This is a genomic window from Pseudomonas sp. (assembly GCF_028293835.1).
GTDB lineage: Bacteria > Pseudomonadota > Gammaproteobacteria > Pseudomonadales > Pseudomonadaceae > Aquipseudomonas.
The window spans coordinates 13,795-32,491 of sequence record NZ_JAQGNX010000162.1 but is presented as its reverse complement, the minus strand read 5'-3'; the positions used below and the strand labels follow the sequence as shown (position 1 = coordinate 32,491).

The following is an 18,697-nucleotide window of genomic DNA, read 5'->3' as shown; positions in this document are numbered from 1 at the left end:
TCCGCCCCACTACGGTTGAACTCAACCTGCAGGCCATTGAACAACCCGTGCTCTTTCAACACTTCAAGCACGATGTCCGGCACGCTCATATGTTGGAATGAACGGCGATGGCTGCTGTGTTCCAGGTAGGCCAGGTAGGGTTTAAGCACGATGACGTAGCGGGTCAGCGCCAGGCAGGAGTCGCCTTTGTGAGCCGAGTGGATATTGCCATGAACCCCTTCACCGCCAGGGCCGAAACTGAGAAAGGCCGCCTTGTGCAGCAAGTCCGCAAGTTCAATGCCGCGACGACGGCTGACCAGTTCAATGGTGATAGCGTAAGGCGTGCTGACCGCTTCACACCCGTTAAACGCGAGCACCTGCAAACCATGGTTTCCTACATCCGGAATGCTTAGCGTGAAGGTGAAGGTGCTTTTTTGGGGCATTGGCAGGATCTCCGAATCCAAAAGATAACGAAGTCTGCCCGGCACTTCGGGTATTGAAAGCCAGCGGGATCCTATAATGTTGTAGGCCGAATCTTTAAGTGTGTTGGTGTATTCAGCCTAACGTGTTGGTCTCAGGAGAAAGGTTGTATGCGAAATACCCCTGTTATTCACACACCCAACCCAAGTGACTATCCGGAGCTGGCCCGCTTGTGGGAAGACTCAGTGCGGGCCACCCACGACTTTTTGCCCGACTCGTATATTTTGATGCTCAAGGAACTGGTGCTTGATCAGTACCTGGATGCGGTGACTTTGTTCTGCACTAAAGACGCTGGACGACGGATTACCGGTTTCGCCGGGGTGACTATTGGTAAGGTCGAAATGCTGTTCATTGACCCGGAGTACCGTGGCCAAGGAATTGGGAAGCGACTGCTGGAACACGCCATTGACCACTTCCACGCGGAAAAACTCGACGTCAATGAACAGAACCACCAGGCACGGGGTTTCTATCTGAAGCAGGGGTTCGAGGTCATCGGTCGCGAAGAGCAGGACGGTATGGGTCAACCTTACCCACTGCTGCACATGCGTTTGAGATCGGTGAGCGGCAATGTGTAGAAAATCCCGGGAACCGTTTCGCGCTCCATCTCGGGAAAGCACTAGTAGTGTGATGACCGGGTTCATCATGCTTATCCGGCACTATATCGAGGCATTTTCAATGGAGCCGCGATTAACCGGGCGGGCGCGGGTACAATAGTCGCCTTTCTCTTTAGTACGGCTCTTTGTCATGACAGAACCCATTCGCCTTTCCAAACGCCTCGTCGAGCTATTCGGCTGCTCCCGCCGGGAGGCTGAACTGTTTATTGAAGGCGGTTGGGTCACGGTTGATGGCGAGGTCATTGAAGAACCGCAGTTCAAAGTGGATGCCCAGAAAATTGAACTGGACCCTGAGGCCAAGGCCACCGCGCCTGAGCCGGTCACGATTCTGTTGCACCAGCCAGCGAGCTTCGATGCTGAAAGCGCGCTGCAACTGATCAGCCCCGGCACATTGTCCGAAGAACATCGCTACGGCAAGCGCCCGCTCAAAGGCCACTTCATGCGTCTTTCGCCGATCTCGACATTGCAAGCCAACGCCAGCGGCTTGATGGTGTTTAGTCAGGATTGGAAGGTTTTACGCAAATTGACCGATGACCGCAGCAAGATAGAACAGGAATACGTGGTGGAGATTTCCGGCGACATGGTAGCCCACGGGCTTAATCGCCTGACCCACGGCCTGACCTATAAAGGCAAGGATTTACCGGCGGTCAAAGCCAGCTGGCAGAATGAAAATCGCCTGCGCTTTGCCATGAAGAATCCACAACCCGGCATCATTGCCCAGCTATGCGAAGCCGTCGGCCTCAAAGTCGTTGCCATACGGCGCATCCGCATCGGCGGTGTGTCCATGGGCAAGTTGCCGGAAGGCCAATGGCGTTACCTGTCCAGCAAGGAAAAGTTTTAATCCTGCGCTGAACCCGTTTTCAGCGGCATTCGGATTCTCCGTGCGCCGCTCACCCCCGTATTATCAGGACCGAACACCATGATGAACAATGATGTACTGCGTAGCATTCGCTACATGCTTGATATCAGCGATGGAAAAATCGTCGATATCGTTAAACTTGGCGGCTTCGAAGTGACCAAGGCTGACGTAATTGCCTTCATGAAGAAGGACAAGGACGGCGAAGAGGAACAAGAAGAAGGTTATCTGGATTGCAGCGATGAAGTCATGGCGCACTTTCTTGATGGCCTGGTGATCTTCAAGCGCGGTAAAGATGACAGCCGTGCGCCGCAGAAGATCGAAGTACCGGTCACTAACAACACCGTCTTGAAGAAACTGCGGGTTGCCTTCGAACTGAAAGAAGACGACATGCACGCAATCCTCAAGGCCTCAGAGTTTCCAGTGTCCAAGCCTGAGCTGAGCGCTTTGTTCCGCAAGTTCGGCCACAGCAACTATCGCACCTGTGGCGACCAGTTACTGCGTAACTTCCTCAAGGGCCTGACCCTGCGTATTCGCGGCTGATCCCTGTCCAGAGGCCGATGGCGACCATGACTTATACTGTTTCGCCCATCGGCTTCATGCGCTCTTGCTTCAAAGAGAAATTCGCCATCCCCCGCCAGCCTCAACTGGCGCCTGCTGCACGCGGCGTCTTGGAACTGGTAGCGCCGTTCGACCACGCCGACGCCTTGCAAGGCCTCGAACAGGTCAGCCATGTGTGGCTGCTGTTTTTGTTTCATCAAGCATTGGAAGAGAAGCCGCGACTTAAAGTCCGGCCGCCGCGTCTGGGTGGCAATCAGTCCATGGGCGTCTTTGCCACCCGGGCCACTCACCGGCCGAATGGTATTGGCCAATCGGTGGTCAAACTGGACAAGGTTGAACCGGGTCGTCTGTGGGTTTCGGGCATCGATCTGCTGGACGGCACGCCGGTGCTCGATGTCAAACCGTATGTGCCTTATGCCGACGTGATCGTAAATGCATCGAACAGCATCGCCAGTGCAGCGCCGCTGTTGATTTTGGTGGAGTGGGAAGACAACGCGCTGCTGCAGGCCCGTGAGCATGCGCAACGTTTGGCCGAGCCACTGATTGAATTGATAGAGCAATGCCTGGCGCAAGACCCACGTCCTGCCTACCAAATCCCGGCGCCAGAACGTCGCTACGGCGCTCAGTTTTGGGACGTGGATGTGCGCTGGCATTACCCGCAAGCCGGGGTGATACGCGTGCTTGAGGTGGTTGCTGCAACACCACGAACATAAATATCCGTGGAACCGAATTCATACGGGAACTTGCGACGCGGTTTGTCTGATGTACCGAGACGTGACCTTCCCGAATGAATTCGGTCCCACAGAAGCTGCTGGGCAGCTCTGCTCTGCGATCTATTTCTCGACGAACGCGCGCTCGATCAAGTAATCACCGGGCTCACGCATCCGAGGAGAGACCTTCAAGCCGAAGCTGTTAAGCACTTCGCTGGTTTCGTCGAGCATGCTCGGGCTGCCGCACAGCATTGCGCGGTCGTCCTGAGGATTGATGGGTGGCAAACCGATGTCGGTAAACAACTTGCCGCTGCGCATCAAGTCGGTCAAGCGGCCTTCGTTTTCAAACGGCTCGCGAGTCACGGTCGGGTAGTAGATCAGCTTGTCACGCAGCGCTTCGCCAAAGAATTCATTCTGCGGCAAATGCTCGGTGATGAATTCGCGATAAGCCACTTCGTTTACATAACGTACGCCGTGGCACAGGATGACCTTCTCGAACCGCTCGTAGGTTTCCGGGTCCTGGATCACGCTCATGAACGGCGCAAGGCCGGTGCCGGTGCTGAGCAAATACAAGTGCTTGCCTGGCTTGAGGTCGTCAAGCACCAGCGTGCCGGTAGGCTTCTTGCTGATGATGATCTCATCGCCTTCCTTCAAGTGCTGCAATTGCGAGGTCAGCGGACCGTCTTGCACTTTGATGCTGAAGAATTCGAGATGCTCTTCCCAGTTCGGGCTGGCGATGGAATAAGCACGCATGAGCGGGCGCCCGTTTGGCTGCTGCAGACCGATCATGACGAACTGACCGTTCTCGAAGCGCAGGCCTGGATCACGGGTGCACTTGAAACTGAAGAGCGTGTCGTTCCAGTGATGGACGCTGAGGACGCGCTCGTGGTTCATGTTGCTCATGTAAAGTCGGCTCCTGAAAGTTTCGCCTGCGCCAACGTTGAGCGCCATTGCGCGTCATTCTAGTAGCAAGCACAATATCTGTTAAACGAATTATTAAGATATAGGTTATCGGTTATATAGATATGCGATTTACTCTTCGTCAACTTCAGATATTTGTCGCCGTCGCCCAACAGGAAAGCGTCTCGCGGGCTGCCGGACTTTTAGCGCTTTCGCAGTCCGCTGCCAGCACGTCAATCACGGAGTTAGAGCGTCAATCCAGCTGCCAACTGTTCGATCGCGCGGGCAAACGCCTGAGCTTGAACGCCACCGGACGCCAGCTATTGCCCCAAGCCGTTGCGCTGCTGGATCAAGCGAAGGAAATCGAAGACCTGCTCAATGGTAAATCAGGGTTTGGCTCACTGTCAGTGGGCGCCACGCTGACCATCGGCAATTACCTGGCGACCCTGCTCATCGGCAGCTTCATGCAGCGTCATCCTGAAAGCCAAGTCAAACTGCACGTGCAAAACACTGCTCATATTGTGCAGCAGGTGGCCCAGTACGAAATTGATCTCGGTCTGATTGAAGGCGACTGCACGCACCCGGATATTGAGGTGCAAAGCTGGGTCGAGGATGAGCTGGTGGTGTTTTGCGCCCCGCAGCATCCGCTGGCCAAACGCGGCAGCGCTACGCTGGAAGAACTCACCCGAGAAGCCTGGATACTCCGCGAACAGGGCTCAGGCACGCGGCTGACATTCGACCAAGCCATGCGCCATCATCGTAACGCGCTGAACGTTCGGTTGGAGTTGGAGCACACTGAAGCGATCAAGCGTGCCGTGGAATCCGGCCTCGGTATCGGCTGCATTTCTCGTCTGGCCCTGCGCGATGCCTTCCGCCGGGGCAGCCTGGTGGCTGTGGAAACCCCGGAATTGGACTTGTCACGGCAGTTCTATTTCATCTGGCACAAACAGAAATACCAGACATCGGCCATACGAGAATTTCTTGATCTATGCCGCGGACTCACTGCCGGCGTGCGGCGCAGCGATGAAATCGTGCTGCCAAACATCGCCTGAGCCAGCCAGTGGACGCTAATCGCTGGTTGCTCAGCCCAGCAGGATCAATGCCCAAACCACACCGATCATGCACAGCGCAATAAACTGCGCCGCGCTGCCCATGTCTTTGGCGTTTTTCGACAAGGGGTGCAGGTCCAGTGAGATCCGATCGATCGCGGCTTCAATTGCCGAGTTGAGCAATTCGACGATCAGCGCCAGCAGACACACGGCTATCAGTACTGCCCGCTCGACCTTGCTGATGTGAAACACAAACGACAGCGGAATCAAGATCACGTTAAGCAGCACCAACTGGCGAAACGCCGCCTCCCCGGTGAAGGCGGCGCGCAAACCGTCCAGGGAATAACCAGCAGCATTGAGGATACGTTTCAGGCCGGTTTGGCCTTTGAAGGGCGACATAGGTAGGTACTGCTTGAAAAAAGACGAATGAGGCTAATTTAACAAACGTCAAAAAAGCGTGAATAACCAAGTGCTTAACGGGGTTAGCTTTGTGCAATCGATTCCATTTGTTGCAACAGCAGCGCCGCTTGAGTACGGGTTCGTACGTTAAGCTTGCGAAAAATCGCCGTGACGTGTGCTTTGATCGTCGCTTCCGACACGCTGAGTTCATAAGCAATCTGCTTATTCAGTAAGCCCTCGCAGACCATCGTCAGCACTCGAAACTGTTGCGGCGTCAAACTTGCCAAGCCAGCACTGGCGGCTTTGGCTTCGGCAGACACGCTGATCGCTTCGTTAACCTGCGGCGGCCACCATACGTCACCGGCAAGCACGGTGCGCACTGCCTCTTGAATTGTTTCCAGGGAGCTGGACTTGGGGATGAAGCCACTTGCGCCAAATTCCCGCGAGCGCACAACAATGGATGCTTCTTCCTGCGCCGACACCATCACCACCGGAATTTGCGGGTACTGCCCGCGAAGCAGAACCAGTCCGGAGAAACCGTAGGCTCCCGGCATATTCAAATCCAGCAGCACAAGGTCCCAATCACGCTTGTCAGCGAGATGAACTTCAAGTTCGGCAATGCTTTCAGCTTCGACAAGTCTGACGTCAGGGCCAAGGCCGAGACTAACAGCCTGATGCAGTGCGCTGCGAAACAACGGGTGGTCATCGGCAATCAGGATTTCGTAAGTCATTTATAAATGATCCTGTTTTTTTAAGTGAGCGCTGACGAATTCAGTGCTCACGAAGGCATCCGTCGATGCCAGCAACCCATAGCGCCATCTTGGCACCATTAACGCCAAGCCCCGCAATATCGGCGTTCAAGCGTTATTCGGCGACAAGGATGACGAGCGATGCGGGGGTGGTCAAGCTCCGCGCTTTCCGGCAAAGTCTGCGGCCTACCGAGCTGAGCGTCATCATGCAAAAACAAGCCCTACGTGCCGACCTGTTAATGCTGCTTACCGCAATGATCTGGGGCTCGGGGTTTGTCGCCCAGAGTGCTGGCATGGATCATATCGGCCCGTATCTTTTCACCGGTTTACGCTTCGCGCTCGGGTCCCTGTGTTTGTTGCCGTTAATTCTCCGTGGTCCTGCACGGGTTGGATCGATCAAGCCCGAACCCTTTATGACCCGCAGCTTGTTACTCGGCGGGTTGATCATGGGGCTGGTGCTGGCCGCCGGCATCAACCTGCAGCAAGTCGGCCTGTTGTTTACCAGCGTGACCAACGCCGGATTCATTACCGGCCTGTATGTCATTGTAGTGCCGCTGCTGGGCTTATTGATGGGGCACAAAACTGGAACCGGAACCTGGCTGGGTGCCGGCATGGCCGTGGCAGGGATGTTTTTACTGAGCGTGGGCGACAACTTCCACGTTGCTTCCGGCGATTGGCTGCAACTGATCGGTGCGTTTGTCTGGGGTGGACACGTGATCCTGGTTGGCCTGTTCGCAAGCCGCCATGACGCCATCCGACTGGCCTTTCTGCAGTTTGTCACCTGTTCGGTCGTCAGTCTGATCCTGGCACTGATTTTTGAAGAGTTTCATGTGGCATCGATCATCGCGGCGGGGCCGGCCATTCTTTATGGCGGCGTGGTCGCGGTCGGCATCGGCTACACCTTACAAGTTATCGCGCAAAAACACGCGATTGCCTCTCACGCGGCGATCATTCTGTCTCTGGAAGCAGTATTCGCAGCCATTGCCGGCGCGCTGATGCTCAACGAATCGCTGCATCTGAAAGGTTATCTAGGCTGTGCCTTAATGCTTGCCGGCATGCTGTTGGCGCAATTGTGGCCAAAGAAGCCCGAGCAGTTGGCGGTGACCGTCGCTACCACCCACGGCTCATAACGGCTATATGAAGGCTTTCAGGTAGGCGTGGGATTCATCTTCCAGGTTGATCGGTAGCAGGTGCTTTGCGCCCAGATAATGAGCGGTAAATACATCGAGATAGGCGTCCAGCACGCTCCCGGCAGCTTGATCGTTTGCCAGCTCCAGGCACAGCGCGGCGACTTCGGCGGTGCAAAAATGATCGTCACGTTTGGAACGGCGTAACCGATAGCGGGAGATTTGCTCCGACTCAAGGCTGAGCACCGGCAAATGGTCGAGATAGGGGCTCTTGCGGAACATCTTGCGTGCTTCGCTCCAGGTAGCGTCGAGCAAGACGAACAGCGGGCGCTTCCCGTGCTCAAGCTTCACTTCGGTGACGACCCGCTCTGGGGCGACAAATTCGCCGGGAAACACAATGTAAGGCTGCCATTGCGGATCGTTGAGCAATGCAGGCAAACCGGCGTCGACTTCCGTGCGCGACCAACCAAAGGCGTGGGTTTCTTCGATGACATCGGCAATCAACCAACCGGTGTTGGTGGGCTTTAACGGCTCGACGTCATACATCAACAAACACACAGCTGACTTGGCGGCCACCGTCGGGCGCCAAGCGCACAAACAGTAAGCAGGAATGACCCGACAACCAGGGCAGCGCAGTGCCCTCGAACCCCGAGCAACAAATGGTTTTACGGCGCGAGCCAAGCGTTGAGCGCGGAGACGGGAAACAGCATGGCTCATCTTCAATTACGCCGCCAAACATAGAGCATGGACACAGCAGGCACTCGCTGGATAAAAAGTCAGTGCAGTTTATCACCGCCTCGTCCAACGCCTGCCTTTAGCTGAATATTTGTTTGCCTGATCTTTCATTTATACTGCCGCGCGGCCACTGACCTACCGATCAATTTCTTCGCGCCAATGGGGTGCAAGGGATCCGGCAAAAGGTGAACGCATGTTCAAGTCAATGGTCCAACGGCCAGTCACTGAATCCGGAGATTTTTAATGCTGCGCCTTATCGTCCCTACCCTCACACTTTTGCTGGCTGTCCCTTTTTGCGCTCAAGCGGCATCCAAACAGGATTACGAGCTGAGCAAAATGCTGGAAAAAGTTGCGGCGGAAAGCAGCGTCGGTACACCCCGGGCCATTAACGAAAACATTCTGGATCAAGGTTACACGGTTGAAGGAAAAGAACTCATCGACCACTTGAGCGTGCTGGAAAGTCATGCAGTACAGATGCGTGAAAATCCTGACGCAGTGCGTAACCAGCTGGGCTCGAGCGTTTGCAACAATGACGGCTTTCGCCAACTCATGGCCAGAGGCGCGCTACTTAAATACGAATTCACCGAATACAAAACCAACCGCGCAGTCGCTACTCATGTGTTCAGGGCTTCTGACTGCAAAATGAAAAAATAGACCCTGGCTTCAGCAGGCGCGACGCTGTCTACCTTCGGCGCGCTTTGCAGCGCACCGCCGCCGCCCTCACCACTGCGCAACAAACGTAGACATATTGCCGTAATCACTCGTTGCCAGTGTTGTCGATATAAGCACAAGATCAGTCAGCATCTGGTCGACACGCTAATGGCGCTGCAAAGGAGAACGCTGAATGCCCTATGAACCGAATGATTTCCTGTCTCGTCACTTTAAGAACAACGGCATCGACCTTGTGGGCAAGGTTGAAGACCAAATCCGCCTGGTTGCTCCCAATAGTCCAAACCTCCCCCTTTATCGCGACATGATGTTGACCGTCCTGCGCATGGCCCAGGACGATCACAACCGCTGGAATGCCAAGATTACCTTGCAAGCGATACGCGAACTGGAAAACGCCTTTCGGGTGTTAGAACAGTTCAAGGATCGTCGCAAGGTCACGGTATTTGGATCGGCTCGCACACCTGTTGAGCATCCTTTGTATGCACTGGCCCGGGATCTCGGTGCGTTGCTGGCCAGTTCGGAACTGATGGTCATCACGGGTGCTGGCGGCGGCATCATGGCAGCGGCCCATGAAGGTGCAGGTCTCGAATACAGCCTGGGATTCAACATTACCCTGCCCTTCGAGCAACACGCCAACCCCACCGTAGAAGGCACGGAGAACCTGCTGCCGTTTCACTTCTTCTTCACCCGCAAACTGTTTTTCGTCAAAGAAGCGGATGCGCTTGTACTGTGTCCGGGGGGATTTGGCACGCTGGATGAAGCGCTGGAAGTATTGACTCTGATTCAAACAGGCAAAAGCCCTATCGTACCCATCGTGTTGCTGGACACCCCAGGCGGCAGCTTCTGGCAAGAAGCGCTCAACTTTATCAAAAACCAGTTGGAGGCCAACCGTTACATCTTGCCGAGCGACATGAAATTATTGCGGCTGGTTTACAGCGCGGAAGAAGCTGTCGATGAAATCAATTGTTTCTACACCAACTTCCATTCCAGTCGTTGGCTGAAAAACAAATTTGTAATCCGCATGCATCACTCCCTCAATGAGCAAGCCATTGAGCACATACAAAACGAGTTTGCCGACTTGTGTTTAAGCGATGACTTTCATCAGCACGCCTATCTGGGAGAAGAGCACGACGAAGCACAGTTCAGTCATCTCACTCGCTTAGCGTTTTCCTTTACCGGCAGAAGCCACGGGCGTCTGCGAGAGTTGATTGATTACATCAACCTTCCGCAGAATTGGGCGCTGGTTGCCCCGACACATAAACAAACACAGGCGCGTGATCCTCTGAAGGTCATGTAGCCTGTTTATGACCTGCCCGGTCACTCAGTCGTCTTCAGATCGGCCGTTTAACAAGCGGCTGATCAAATCCAACGGATAGCCTCGGTAACTCAGAAAGCGACCCTGCTGGGCACGCTCGCGCATGTCCCTTGGCAACTGCCCGTCGAATTTGCGCTCCCAGGTTTCTTGCAGCTTTTCTTTCCAGTCAAACCCGCATTCTTTCAGCGCTTGCTCAATGTCCGCACGCTGAAGACCGCGCTGGCTTAGCTCTTCGCGAATACGCAAAGGACCATAGCCTGACCGGGCACGATAAGAGACGAAGCTTTCCAGGTAGCGAGATTCAGACAGCAGCCCTTCTTCCGTGAGTCGGTCGAGGGCGGGGTCGATCAATTCAGGCGGGGCGCCGCGCTGACGCAGTTTGCGCGTCAGCTCGACTCGACCATGCTCGCGACGTGCGAGCAGGTCCATTGCAGTACGCCGAATGGCGAGGGGTGTATCAAGTACCGCAGCCATGGCGTTATTTATCAGATATCGGCGTCAGCTTCAGCCAAATCATCAGCAGGCACTCTGGAGTTCACTGCCTTGGTGTCAACGCCCGGTGTCAGCAGCTTGTCACGGATGAGTTTTTCCAGTGTTGCGCCTACGTCCGGGTTATCCGCCAGGAACTTGGCCGAGTTGGCCTTGCCCTGACCGATCTTGCTGCCCTGGTAGCTGTACCAGGCACCCGATTTCTCCACGAAGCCATGCAGCACTGCCAGGTCGATGATTTCACCGTTAAGGTAGATACCCTTGCCGTAAAGAATCTGGAACTCTGCCTGACGGAACGGCGGAGCCACTTTGTTCTTCACGACTTTAACGCGGGTTTCGCTACCAACGACTTCATCGCCTTCCTTCACCGCGCCAGTACGGCGGATATCCAGACGGACAGATGCGTAGAACTTCAGCGCGTTACCACCGGTAGTGGTTTCCGGACTGCCGAACATGACGCCGATTTTCATACGAATCTGGTTGATGAAGATAACCAGACAGTTTGCGTTTTTGATGTTACCGGTGATTTTCCGCAGCGCCTGAGACATCAAACGTGCCTGGAGCCCCACGTGCATGTCACCCATCTCGCCTTCGATTTCAGCTTTAGGAACCAGCGCGGCCACGGAGTCGATCACGATGACGTCGATGGCGTTGGAGCGCACCAGCATGTCGGTGATTTCCAGCGCCTGTTCACCGGTATCCGGTTGCGAAACCAGCAGGTCGTCGACATTGACGCCCAGCTTGCCGGCGTATTCAGGGTCCAGTGCGTGTTCCGCATCGACGAATGCGCAGGTCGCGCCCATTTTCTGCGCCTGGGCGATGACCGACAGCGTCAACGTTGTTTTACCCGAAGATTCCGGACCGTAGATTTCCACGATTCGGCCTTTTGGCAAGCCACCAATACCCAGCGCAATGTCCAGACCCAGCGAACCGGTGGAGATAGCAGGAATCGCCTGGCGGTCATGGTCACCCATGCGCATCACGGCACCTTTGCCGAATTGACGCTCGATCTGACCCAAGGCCGCAGCCAAGGCTTTCTTCTTGTTGTCGTCCATTGAAGTCCTCTCGTAATCAATAAGGCCTCACGGCCAACAATAACTGTATAAGTAGCCAGTATTATTCCACAGGGTTGCGCGCTCGCCTACCCCCGTTTTGCTATTTATCTAGCGGTACGTTGTAACAGGCCCTCTAGCGCGGCCTTCACCGTTTGTCGGCGCACCTCGTCACGGTCACCGTCGAATTGGCGACGCTCAGAAACAACCTGCGTGCCATCACCCCAGGCGAGCCACACCGTGCCCACAGGCTTGTCGACAGACCCGCCATCAGGACCGGCAACACCGCTGACTGCCACTGCAAAATGCGCCTGACTGTTAACCTGCGCGCCCGCCACCATCGCCTCGACCACTTCGCGACTGACCGCGCCTACTGTAGAGAACAGTTCAGGGGACACGTTCAACTGGCGAGTTTTCTGTGCGTTGGAATAGGTGACATACCCGGCTTCGAACCAGGCTGAACTGCCCGGAATACGGGTGATTGCTTCAGCGATACCGCCACCGGTACACGACTCGGCGGTGGTGACTTGAGCCTTGATCATTTGCAGACGCTTGCCAAGTTCAGCGGCCAGTTGAGTAATTTCATCCACGGGATTCTCCCAAAGGTCATTCGACAGACAGCACGTCAGGGCAGATACCGTACACGAGCTTGTTATAGGTGCAAGGGAGGAGACGCCGGCCTCTGACAGACGTCCCGGTTGTTAAACACTAGTTCTGAGGACACGGTTCTTTTTTGACCCGCCGCCTGATCGTTTCGACCGTAGTTTCCTTCGGCCGTTTTTTCGCTTCGTCGATTGAAATAAAGCGCCCACTGCCGGAATCCCGACCCCTTTTATTTTTCATAAGAACATCCTGTTCGTTGTGGTTGGACTGAGATACCGCACCGCAAGCGTAGCGTTTCCTGAGCGACCTACCTTGGTGGAGTCGTTACCGCTCTTTTCAAACGCCGCGATGGGCTTTGAGGGGCACCACCTAACACGCAACGGAAAAGGCCCACCGATATGGTGAGCCTATGGGATAGCTGAGAAGTCCTTCCAAACCAGCCTTACGGCAAAGTAGCTGTCAGAGCATTGGTTACCTGTGTTTAGGTATCGGCCTACCAACCAACATTGCGTTATCGCTTAATAGCCAACTCTGCTGATGCCCATTAACTGAATGTGTAAAGAACACGGTCATAGAACGTAGGAAGAGGGCCGGTCCCGTGGTTAGGATAAAAAACTGCGCGGGCTTTAACCGTTGGTGTATGCCCAAAACGGGCCCAAACCACCCTATCAGTAACAATTGAAAAACTGCCGTTGGCTTGGATACGTCCATAAGCCCCTGGGAAGGCGCCTGTATTGGTGTACCAGATTGGAGAACCAGCCCCGTCAGAAATGACGAAGTTGCCATCACCCTGCATTGTCGCCAAAGCAGCGCCTTTGTTGCCCGTACCGGCGTGCCACAGGACCACGCCGCCTGCGCCCAGAAGGACCAAATTACCATCCGCCTGAAACGTCAAAGTTGAAGTGCCGACCGAAAACGTTTGCCCAGGATGGATGATCGTACCTGGCGGAACAAGCACTCCTGATTGATCTGGCGATACGGGAACTGATGTATTGCTAGCCCATACTGGAATGGAATCGATAATCACAAGGTTGCCATCGTCTTGAACCTGCAGGACGGTGCGCTCTGAAGCTGCTGTAACATTTCCATCTAGCGGTGTGCTGTTTATCGTTTGCCAGTAACGAGTCCTCGTGTGATCAACCAAAACTGCACTATAGAAAACATAAAACGAGTTTGCGACCGCTCTGACTGGATTTCCTAAGGTGCGGGAGTGGGGCTGATTAGCGTCCGCAACCCATACCAAGGAGTCGCCATTATGGAGGACAAGGTTCATGTCGCCCTGAAGCGAGAGCCTAAACTGCTTATTAGGCGACTCTAGGTACTGACCAGGGGTCATCTGGTTTCTGGGAGGTAAAACCGAGCTTCCAACATTACTGAACGGGACAATTGATGGTCCTTTTGCTGCCATGATCTTAACCTATTAAGCTGAATGATTAGTTGCGGAGAGTTCCGCTTTCATGTCGCTCAAAGGCGATAGATCGAGGCTCGCGGCCTTCAGATGATTCAACGTTCCGCACCGGGAACATTTGATCTGGAGCTCGGTGTAGTTGCCCACCCGAGCGAGAAGTCGTTTGCATTTTCCACAGCGGCAATCTTTCAACGTCTGCAAAGCCTTTTGATTTCCTCTATCGCGTAGTGCTCCCTGGCTCGACTGAGCGCCTTATGCCTGCGTCTTCAATATACGGCTTGGTTTTACCTTTCCCTCGACTTGAACTTCTCACCGATAACATCAAGATCAGCAGCGATGCGCTATCGACGTCGCTACGCAATGTAACCGACCTGACATCCACAAGCTAACTACATGCGCTCGGCATTAGGCGGGAGTATTGAGTCATATGAACAGATGTATCTTACTTCGTTGGGGCAGGAAAATCGGCGCTACCACCGCCCGGCTGCCGAAGACTTGCTCCTCTTTTTGTTTTGCATAAAACGTCCTATTCATCGCGCCTGAATGGGATACCGCAACGCCAGCGTAGCGATCTTCGGGCAATCGTCCAGTCCGAAATCGTAACCACGCTTTTCCAAGGTGGATTGCCGGACAGCGTGTGCTGCGTGGTAATTTTTACTTACTTTTTTCTTGGTAAAAACAAATTGCTCAAGGCGGACTTGGGTTTAAGGTATACAGCTAACGCACGGAGGCGCACGCTTGAAATACATACTCACACTCCTGACTTTCGCCTTGCTAGGAGGCTGTTCCTCATACAGCGAACGCGGTACTGGGGAAGGAGGAAGGGAAATCGACGGCAAGGGATACACGGTCCGATGTGATGCCTCGCCAACCAATCAGCCAGGCTGCTATTCGCCAGCGCCCTCATGGTTTTGGGGACCTTCCGACAACATTAAGTTTCGCCCTGCTGCACAATAGTATCCTACGTCGCGCACTGCTCAAGAATGAGATATCGCACGTTCATTTCAGCATAACGCTCTGCGCGCGACCGCCCAGCGTGAAGTCTTAACCGCGCTTTCCCCACCAGACTCTGAGGGACGGGATGCCGCGTGGTAATTTTGTGCCCATCGCACAAAGCCGCGGGGCCAATGGGATTCATTACACCGATGAGTGTCCGTCAGCCGCCTTTGCCTCACATATTTTTAACGATTTCGCCTAAAACCTGATGGATAAAGCGCTGACTGGCGAGTCCCCGCAGATCCCCTAATGCCAATAATTGACGTACAAGTCGCCACATTACGAAACCGGGAACAAGGCCGTAAGAACCCTACGGGGCCAGCCAAGGCTTTATTGCGTGCCATCCATAACGACCCAACACATGTACTCCAGGCGCTGGCAGTTTAAAACAGTCAGGCCTTGGTCGCTTAAACATGCGGCGCATCGCACACATTCCCCTGTGCCACCTGCGGCCCATAATGCCGTCAGCAAGCATAAGCACAACCGACCCAAAGCAGAGCAATACTCACCGACGTATACGAGTTGCCCACACTGGCGACCCGCAGGCGATATCGCTGATCCCACCGCGTTATACGACCCACGAAAGCGGACGTGGTAACCTTGTGGTCTATTTCACCCACGACTGTTTCACTTGGAAACTTCGTGAGAAACGGCGGCAAATGCCCCATTTCTGCCCCAGCATTCCACTTAAAAACCTAAGTGACTGATGAATAAAGCACTGACCGACCTGTCCTCGCACACCCCCATGATGCAGCAGTACTGGAGGCTGAAAAATCAGCACCCGGACCAGTTGATGTTTTATCGCATGGGGGATTTTTACGAAATCTTCTACGAAGATGCGAAAAAAGCGTCGAAACTGCTGGATATCACCCTGACAGCCCGTGGTCAGTCGGCAGGACAAGCGATTCCCATGTGTGGGATTCCTTACCATGCCGCTGAAGGTTATCTGGCCAAACTGGTGAAACTCGGCGAGTCCGTGGTGATTTGCGAGCAGATCGGCGATCCGGCCACCAGTAAAGGGCCGGTAGACCGTCAGGTAGTACGCATCATTACTCCCGGCACGGTCAGTGATGAGGCGTTGCTCGACGAACGTCGCGACAACCTCATCGCCGCCGTGTTGGGCGACGAACGCTTGTTTGGCCTGGCAGTGCTGGACATCACCAGCGGCAATTTCAGCGTGCTTGAAATCAAGGGCTGGGAGAACCTGCTGGCGGAGCTGGAGCGGGTCAACCCGGTTGAGTTGATGATCCCGGACGACTGGCCACAAGGCTTGCCGGCAGAGAAACGTCGCGGCACTCGGCGTCGCGCGCCCTGGGACTTTGAACGTGACTCGGCCTTGAAGGCCCTGTGCCAACAGTTTTCGACTCAGGATCTGAAAGGCTTCGGCTGCGAGAACCTGACACTGGCCATCGGCGCTGCTGGCTGCTTGCTCGGTTACGCCAAGGAAACCCAGCGCACGGCCCTGCCACACTTGCGCAGCCTGCGCCATGAACGCCTGGACGACACCGTGGTGCTCGATGGGGCCACGCGGCGCAACCTGGAACTGGACACCAACCTGGCAGGCGGTCGCGACAATACTCTGCAATCGGTCGTCGACCGTTGCCAGACCGCCATGGGCAGCCGCTTGTTGACCCGTTGGTTGAACCGTCCATTACGCGACTTGGCCGTGTTGAAGGCGCGCCAGAGCTCAATCACCTGCTTGCTTGAGCGGTATCGTTTCGAACACCTGCAACCGCAGTTGAAAGAAATTGGCGATATCGAGCGGATCCTTGCTCGAATCGGCCTGCGCAATGCGCGTCCTCGCGATTTGGCGCGTTTGCGTGACGCACTAGCCGCCCTGCCCGAGCTGCAACTGGCGATGGTCGAACTGGAAGCGCCGCATATTCAACAATTGGCCCAGACCACCAGCACTTACCCAGAACTGGCTGATCTGTTGCAGCGAGCAGTCATCGATAACCCGCCCGCAGTGATTCGTGACGGCGGTGTGTTGAAAACCGGTTACGACGCCGAGCTGGACGATCTGCAATCTCTGAGCGAAAACGCCGGACAGTTTCTGATTGATCTGGAAACCCGTGAAAAAGCCCGGACCGGTTTGGCCAATTTGAAAGTCGGTTACAACCGAATTCATGGCTACTTCATCGAGCTGCCCAGCAAACAAGCCGAACAAGCCCCGGCGGACTACATTCGTCGTCAGACACTGAAAGGTGCCGAGCGCTTCATTACCCCTGAACTGAAGGCTTTCGAAGACAAAGCCCTGTCGGCCAAAAGCCGGGCGCTGGCCAGGGAAAAGATGCTTTACGAAGCACTGCTCGAAGACCTCATCGGCCATTTGGCGCCGTTGCAAGACACTGCTGCGGCGCTGGCTGAACTGGACGTACTCAATAACCTGGCCGAGCGCGCGCTGAATCTGGATTTGAACTGCCCACGCTTCGTCGATGAACCGTGCATGCGCATCGAGCAAGGCCGGCATCCGGTAGTCGAACAGGTGCTGACAACGCCCTTTGTCGCCAACGACCTGGCACTCGACGATAACACGCGAATGTTGGTGATCACCGGGCCAAACATGGGCGGTAAGTCGACGTACATGCGCCAGACCGCATTGATTGTCCTGCTCGCGCATATTGGCAGCTTCGTCCCCGCAGCCCAATGCGAGCTGTCACTGGTTGATCGGATTTTTACCCGGATCGGTTCCAGCGATGACCTCGCCGGTGGGCGTTCTACCTTTATGGTGGAAATGAGCGAAACTGCAAATATCCTGCACAACGCCACTGATCGCAGCCTAGTGTTGATGGACGAAGTCGGACGCGGCACCAGTACGTTTGACGGCCTTTCGCTGGCATGGGCTGCGGCAGAATGCCTCGCTCAATTGCGCGCCTACACGCTGTTCGCTACGCATTATTTCGAGCTGACAGTCCTGCCGGAAAGCCAGCCACTCGTTGCTAACGTGCACCTCAACGCCACAGAACACAACGAACGGATCGTGTTCCTGCATCGGGTATTACCCGGCCCGGCCAGCCAGAGTTATGGCTTGGCAGTGGCCCAGTTGGCGGGGGTTCCGGCCAAGGTGATTACGCGGGCCAAGGAGCATCTGCTGCGGTTGGAAACCACTAGCCTGCCCCACGAAACACCTCGGGCAGCACCCGGCAAGCCGTCGATTCCACAGCAAAGCGATATGTTCGCCAGCCTGCCACACCCGGTCCTGGAAGAGTTGTCGAAAACCAAAGTCGATGACCTGACACCGCGTCAAGCGCTAGAGTTGTTGTATTCCTTGCAAACACGGATCTAACGGGATTCGTTACAAGCTGTTAGAATCCCGCGCGGTTTGGGTGCTGCGCGTTTTAGCCTGACGACGCAGATTGTCCGAGCCGCGTGAGAACGTTGCGAACCACAGCAGGTCAAGACGCAAAGGCAAACGAACGTCTGCCTGCTGACTGCATAAGTTTCACACGGCCCGGGAGATTTCCCCGACCTTGGCAACCCTGCTGAAAGGGCTCTGCTACCGCCGCCTGAGGAGAGAACTAGAAATGACCTTCGTCGTCACCGACAACTGCATCAAGTGCAAGTACACCGACTGCGTAGAAGTGTGTCCGGTGGACTGCTTTTACGAAGGCCCGAATTTCCTGGTGATCCACCCGGACGAGTGCATCGACTGTGCGCTCTGCGAGCCTGAATGCCCTGCCGTGGCTATCTTCTCTGAAGATGAAGTGCCGGAAGATATGAAGGAATTTATCCAGCTGAACGTAGAGTTGGCGGAAATCTGGCCGAATATCACTGAAAAGAAAGCAGGCTTACCAAACGCTGAAGAATTTGACGGCGTCAAAGGCAAGCTCAAGGATCTGGAACGCTAAGCGTCTTGATTACCAAAAAGGCCCATTGCGGGCCTTTTTTGTTTTTGCTTTATTGCGGGCAAGAAAAAGGGCGGTATGACCCGCCCACATTTCTCTAGTCCCTTTTGTCCCTTTCATCATCCTGATGAATCGCATCCTGCGATGTCCATGACTGTCAT

At 55.0% G+C, this 18,697-nt stretch carries 20 protein-coding genes and 1 pseudogene; 11 read left to right on the top strand and 10 right to left on the bottom strand.

Annotated elements, in window-relative coordinates:
- The coding region (locus tag JWR17_RS21800; RefSeq protein WP_299834716.1) for a contractile injection system protein, VgrG/Pvc8 family at positions 1 to 422 on the bottom strand (422 nt) is incomplete at its 3' end.
- 147 nt (positions 423 to 569) lie between these two features.
- On the opposite strand from JWR17_RS21800, the gene JWR17_RS21795 reads away from it, so the two are divergent.
- The 4 genes from JWR17_RS21795 (at position 570) to tsaA (ending at position 3,203) form a co-directional block, all read left to right on the top strand.
- Positions 570 to 1,034, top strand: a complete 465-nt coding sequence (locus JWR17_RS21795) for a GNAT family N-acetyltransferase (protein WP_299834715.1) — start codon at positions 570 to 572, stop codon at positions 1,032 to 1,034.
- A gap of 169 nt (positions 1,035 to 1,203) precedes the next feature.
- Positions 1,204 to 1,914: an rRNA pseudouridine synthase gene (locus tag JWR17_RS21790; RefSeq protein ID WP_299834713.1), complete on the top strand. Its 711-nt coding sequence runs from the start codon at positions 1,204 to 1,206 to the stop codon at positions 1,912 to 1,914.
- A 78-nt stretch (positions 1,915 to 1,992) separates the two neighbouring features.
- Positions 1,993 to 2,472, top strand: coding sequence for a DUF1456 family protein (locus JWR17_RS21785; protein WP_299834711.1), 480 nt, complete (start codon positions 1,993 to 1,995; stop codon positions 2,470 to 2,472).
- A 26-nt stretch (positions 2,473 to 2,498) separates the two neighbouring features.
- Positions 2,499 to 3,203: a tRNA (N6-threonylcarbamoyladenosine(37)-N6)-methyltransferase TrmO gene (tsaA, locus tag JWR17_RS21780; protein ID WP_299834709.1), complete on the top strand. Its 705-nt coding sequence runs from the start codon at positions 2,499 to 2,501 to the stop codon at positions 3,201 to 3,203.
- Positions 3,204 to 3,323: 120 nt separating this feature from the next.
- Here tsaA and fpr read toward each other — a convergent pair whose 3' ends face one another.
- On the bottom strand, positions 3,324 to 4,103 hold the full coding sequence (gene fpr, locus JWR17_RS21775) for a ferredoxin-NADP reductase (protein ID WP_299834707.1): 780 nt from the start codon (positions 4,101 to 4,103) through the stop codon (positions 3,324 to 3,326).
- 122 nt (positions 4,104 to 4,225) lie between these two features.
- On the opposite strand from fpr, the gene JWR17_RS21770 reads away from it, so the two are divergent.
- Positions 4,226 to 5,152, top strand: a complete 927-nt coding sequence (locus JWR17_RS21770; protein WP_299834705.1) for a LysR family transcriptional regulator — start codon at positions 4,226 to 4,228, stop codon at positions 5,150 to 5,152.
- Between the two features lie 30 nt (positions 5,153 to 5,182).
- Here JWR17_RS21770 and JWR17_RS21765 read toward each other — a convergent pair whose 3' ends face one another.
- Positions 5,183 to 5,548, bottom strand: coding sequence for a diacylglycerol kinase (locus tag JWR17_RS21765; protein WP_299834703.1), 366 nt, complete (start codon positions 5,546 to 5,548; stop codon positions 5,183 to 5,185).
- Positions 5,549 to 5,631: 83 nt separating this feature from the next.
- Entirely contained in the window at positions 5,632 to 6,279 is a 648-nt protein-coding gene (gene erdR / locus JWR17_RS21760) for a response regulator transcription factor ErdR (protein ID WP_299834701.1), read from the bottom strand.
- A 224-nt stretch (positions 6,280 to 6,503) separates the two neighbouring features.
- Between erdR and JWR17_RS21755 the strand changes: the two genes are divergently transcribed.
- Entirely contained in the window at positions 6,504 to 7,427 is a 924-nt protein-coding gene (locus tag JWR17_RS21755; protein WP_299834722.1) for a DMT family transporter, read from the top strand.
- Positions 7,428 to 7,430: 3 nt separating this feature from the next.
- Here the strand turns inward: JWR17_RS21755 and JWR17_RS21750 are convergent, their stop codons facing one another.
- Complete coding sequence (locus JWR17_RS21750; RefSeq protein WP_299834699.1) at positions 7,431 to 8,141, bottom strand: tRNA-uridine aminocarboxypropyltransferase; 711 nt, start codon at positions 8,139 to 8,141, stop codon at positions 7,431 to 7,433.
- 261 nt (positions 8,142 to 8,402) lie between these two features.
- Here JWR17_RS21750 and JWR17_RS21745 point away from each other — a divergent pair, with 261 nt between their 5' ends.
- Both JWR17_RS21745 and JWR17_RS21740 read left to right on the top strand, forming a co-directional pair.
- A complete protein-coding gene (locus tag JWR17_RS21745) occupies positions 8,403 to 8,813 on the top strand; it encodes a quorum-sensing-regulated virulence factor family protein (protein WP_299834698.1) in 411 nt (136 codons plus the stop codon).
- Positions 8,814 to 9,003: 190 nt separating this feature from the next.
- Positions 9,004 to 10,125 carry an LOG family protein gene (locus tag JWR17_RS21740; protein ID WP_299834696.1) on the top strand — a complete coding sequence of 374 codons (1,122 nt, stop codon included), beginning with the start codon at positions 9,004 to 9,006 and terminating at the stop codon, positions 10,123 to 10,125.
- Positions 10,126 to 10,149: 24 nt separating this feature from the next.
- Here JWR17_RS21740 and recX read toward each other — a convergent pair whose 3' ends face one another.
- From recX to JWR17_RS21715, 5 genes are all read right to left on the bottom strand, one after another.
- Positions 10,150 to 10,617 carry a recombination regulator RecX gene (gene recX / locus JWR17_RS21735; RefSeq protein ID WP_299834695.1) on the bottom strand — a complete coding sequence of 156 codons (468 nt, stop codon included), beginning with the start codon at positions 10,615 to 10,617 and terminating at the stop codon, positions 10,150 to 10,152.
- A gap of 11 nt (positions 10,618 to 10,628) precedes the next feature.
- Positions 10,629 to 11,687: a recombinase RecA gene (recA, locus tag JWR17_RS21730; protein ID WP_299834693.1), complete on the bottom strand. Its 1,059-nt coding sequence runs from the start codon at positions 11,685 to 11,687 to the stop codon at positions 10,629 to 10,631.
- A 104-nt stretch (positions 11,688 to 11,791) separates the two neighbouring features.
- On the bottom strand, positions 11,792 to 12,274 hold the full coding sequence (locus JWR17_RS21725) for a CinA family protein (protein WP_299834691.1): 483 nt from the start codon (positions 12,272 to 12,274) through the stop codon (positions 11,792 to 11,794).
- Positions 12,275 to 12,831: 557 nt separating this feature from the next.
- Positions 12,832 to 13,695 (bottom strand): putidacin L1 family lectin-like bacteriocin, encoded by an 864-nt coding sequence (locus JWR17_RS21720; RefSeq protein WP_299834689.1) that lies wholly within the window; start codon positions 13,693 to 13,695, stop codon positions 12,832 to 12,834.
- Positions 13,696 to 13,707: 12 nt separating this feature from the next.
- On the bottom strand, positions 13,708 to 13,896 hold the full coding sequence (locus JWR17_RS21715) for a Com family DNA-binding transcriptional regulator (RefSeq protein ID WP_299834687.1): 189 nt from the start codon (positions 13,894 to 13,896) through the stop codon (positions 13,708 to 13,710).
- Positions 13,897 to 14,946: 1,050 nt separating this feature from the next.
- Between JWR17_RS21715 and JWR17_RS21710 the strand changes: the two are divergent.
- The 3 genes and pseudogenes from JWR17_RS21710 to fdxA form a co-directional block, all read left to right on the top strand.
- Positions 14,947 to 15,078, top strand: a pseudogene (locus JWR17_RS21710) (transcriptional regulator); the annotation flags it as partial.
- 331 nt (positions 15,079 to 15,409) lie between these two features.
- Complete coding sequence (gene mutS, locus JWR17_RS21705; RefSeq protein ID WP_299834720.1) at positions 15,410 to 17,977, top strand: DNA mismatch repair protein MutS; 2,568 nt, start codon at positions 15,410 to 15,412, stop codon at positions 17,975 to 17,977.
- Between the two features lie 238 nt (positions 17,978 to 18,215).
- A complete protein-coding gene (gene fdxA, locus JWR17_RS21700; protein ID WP_297835195.1) occupies positions 18,216 to 18,539 on the top strand; it encodes a ferredoxin FdxA in 324 nt (107 codons plus the stop codon).
- Positions 18,540 to 18,697 lie beyond the last annotated feature (158 nt).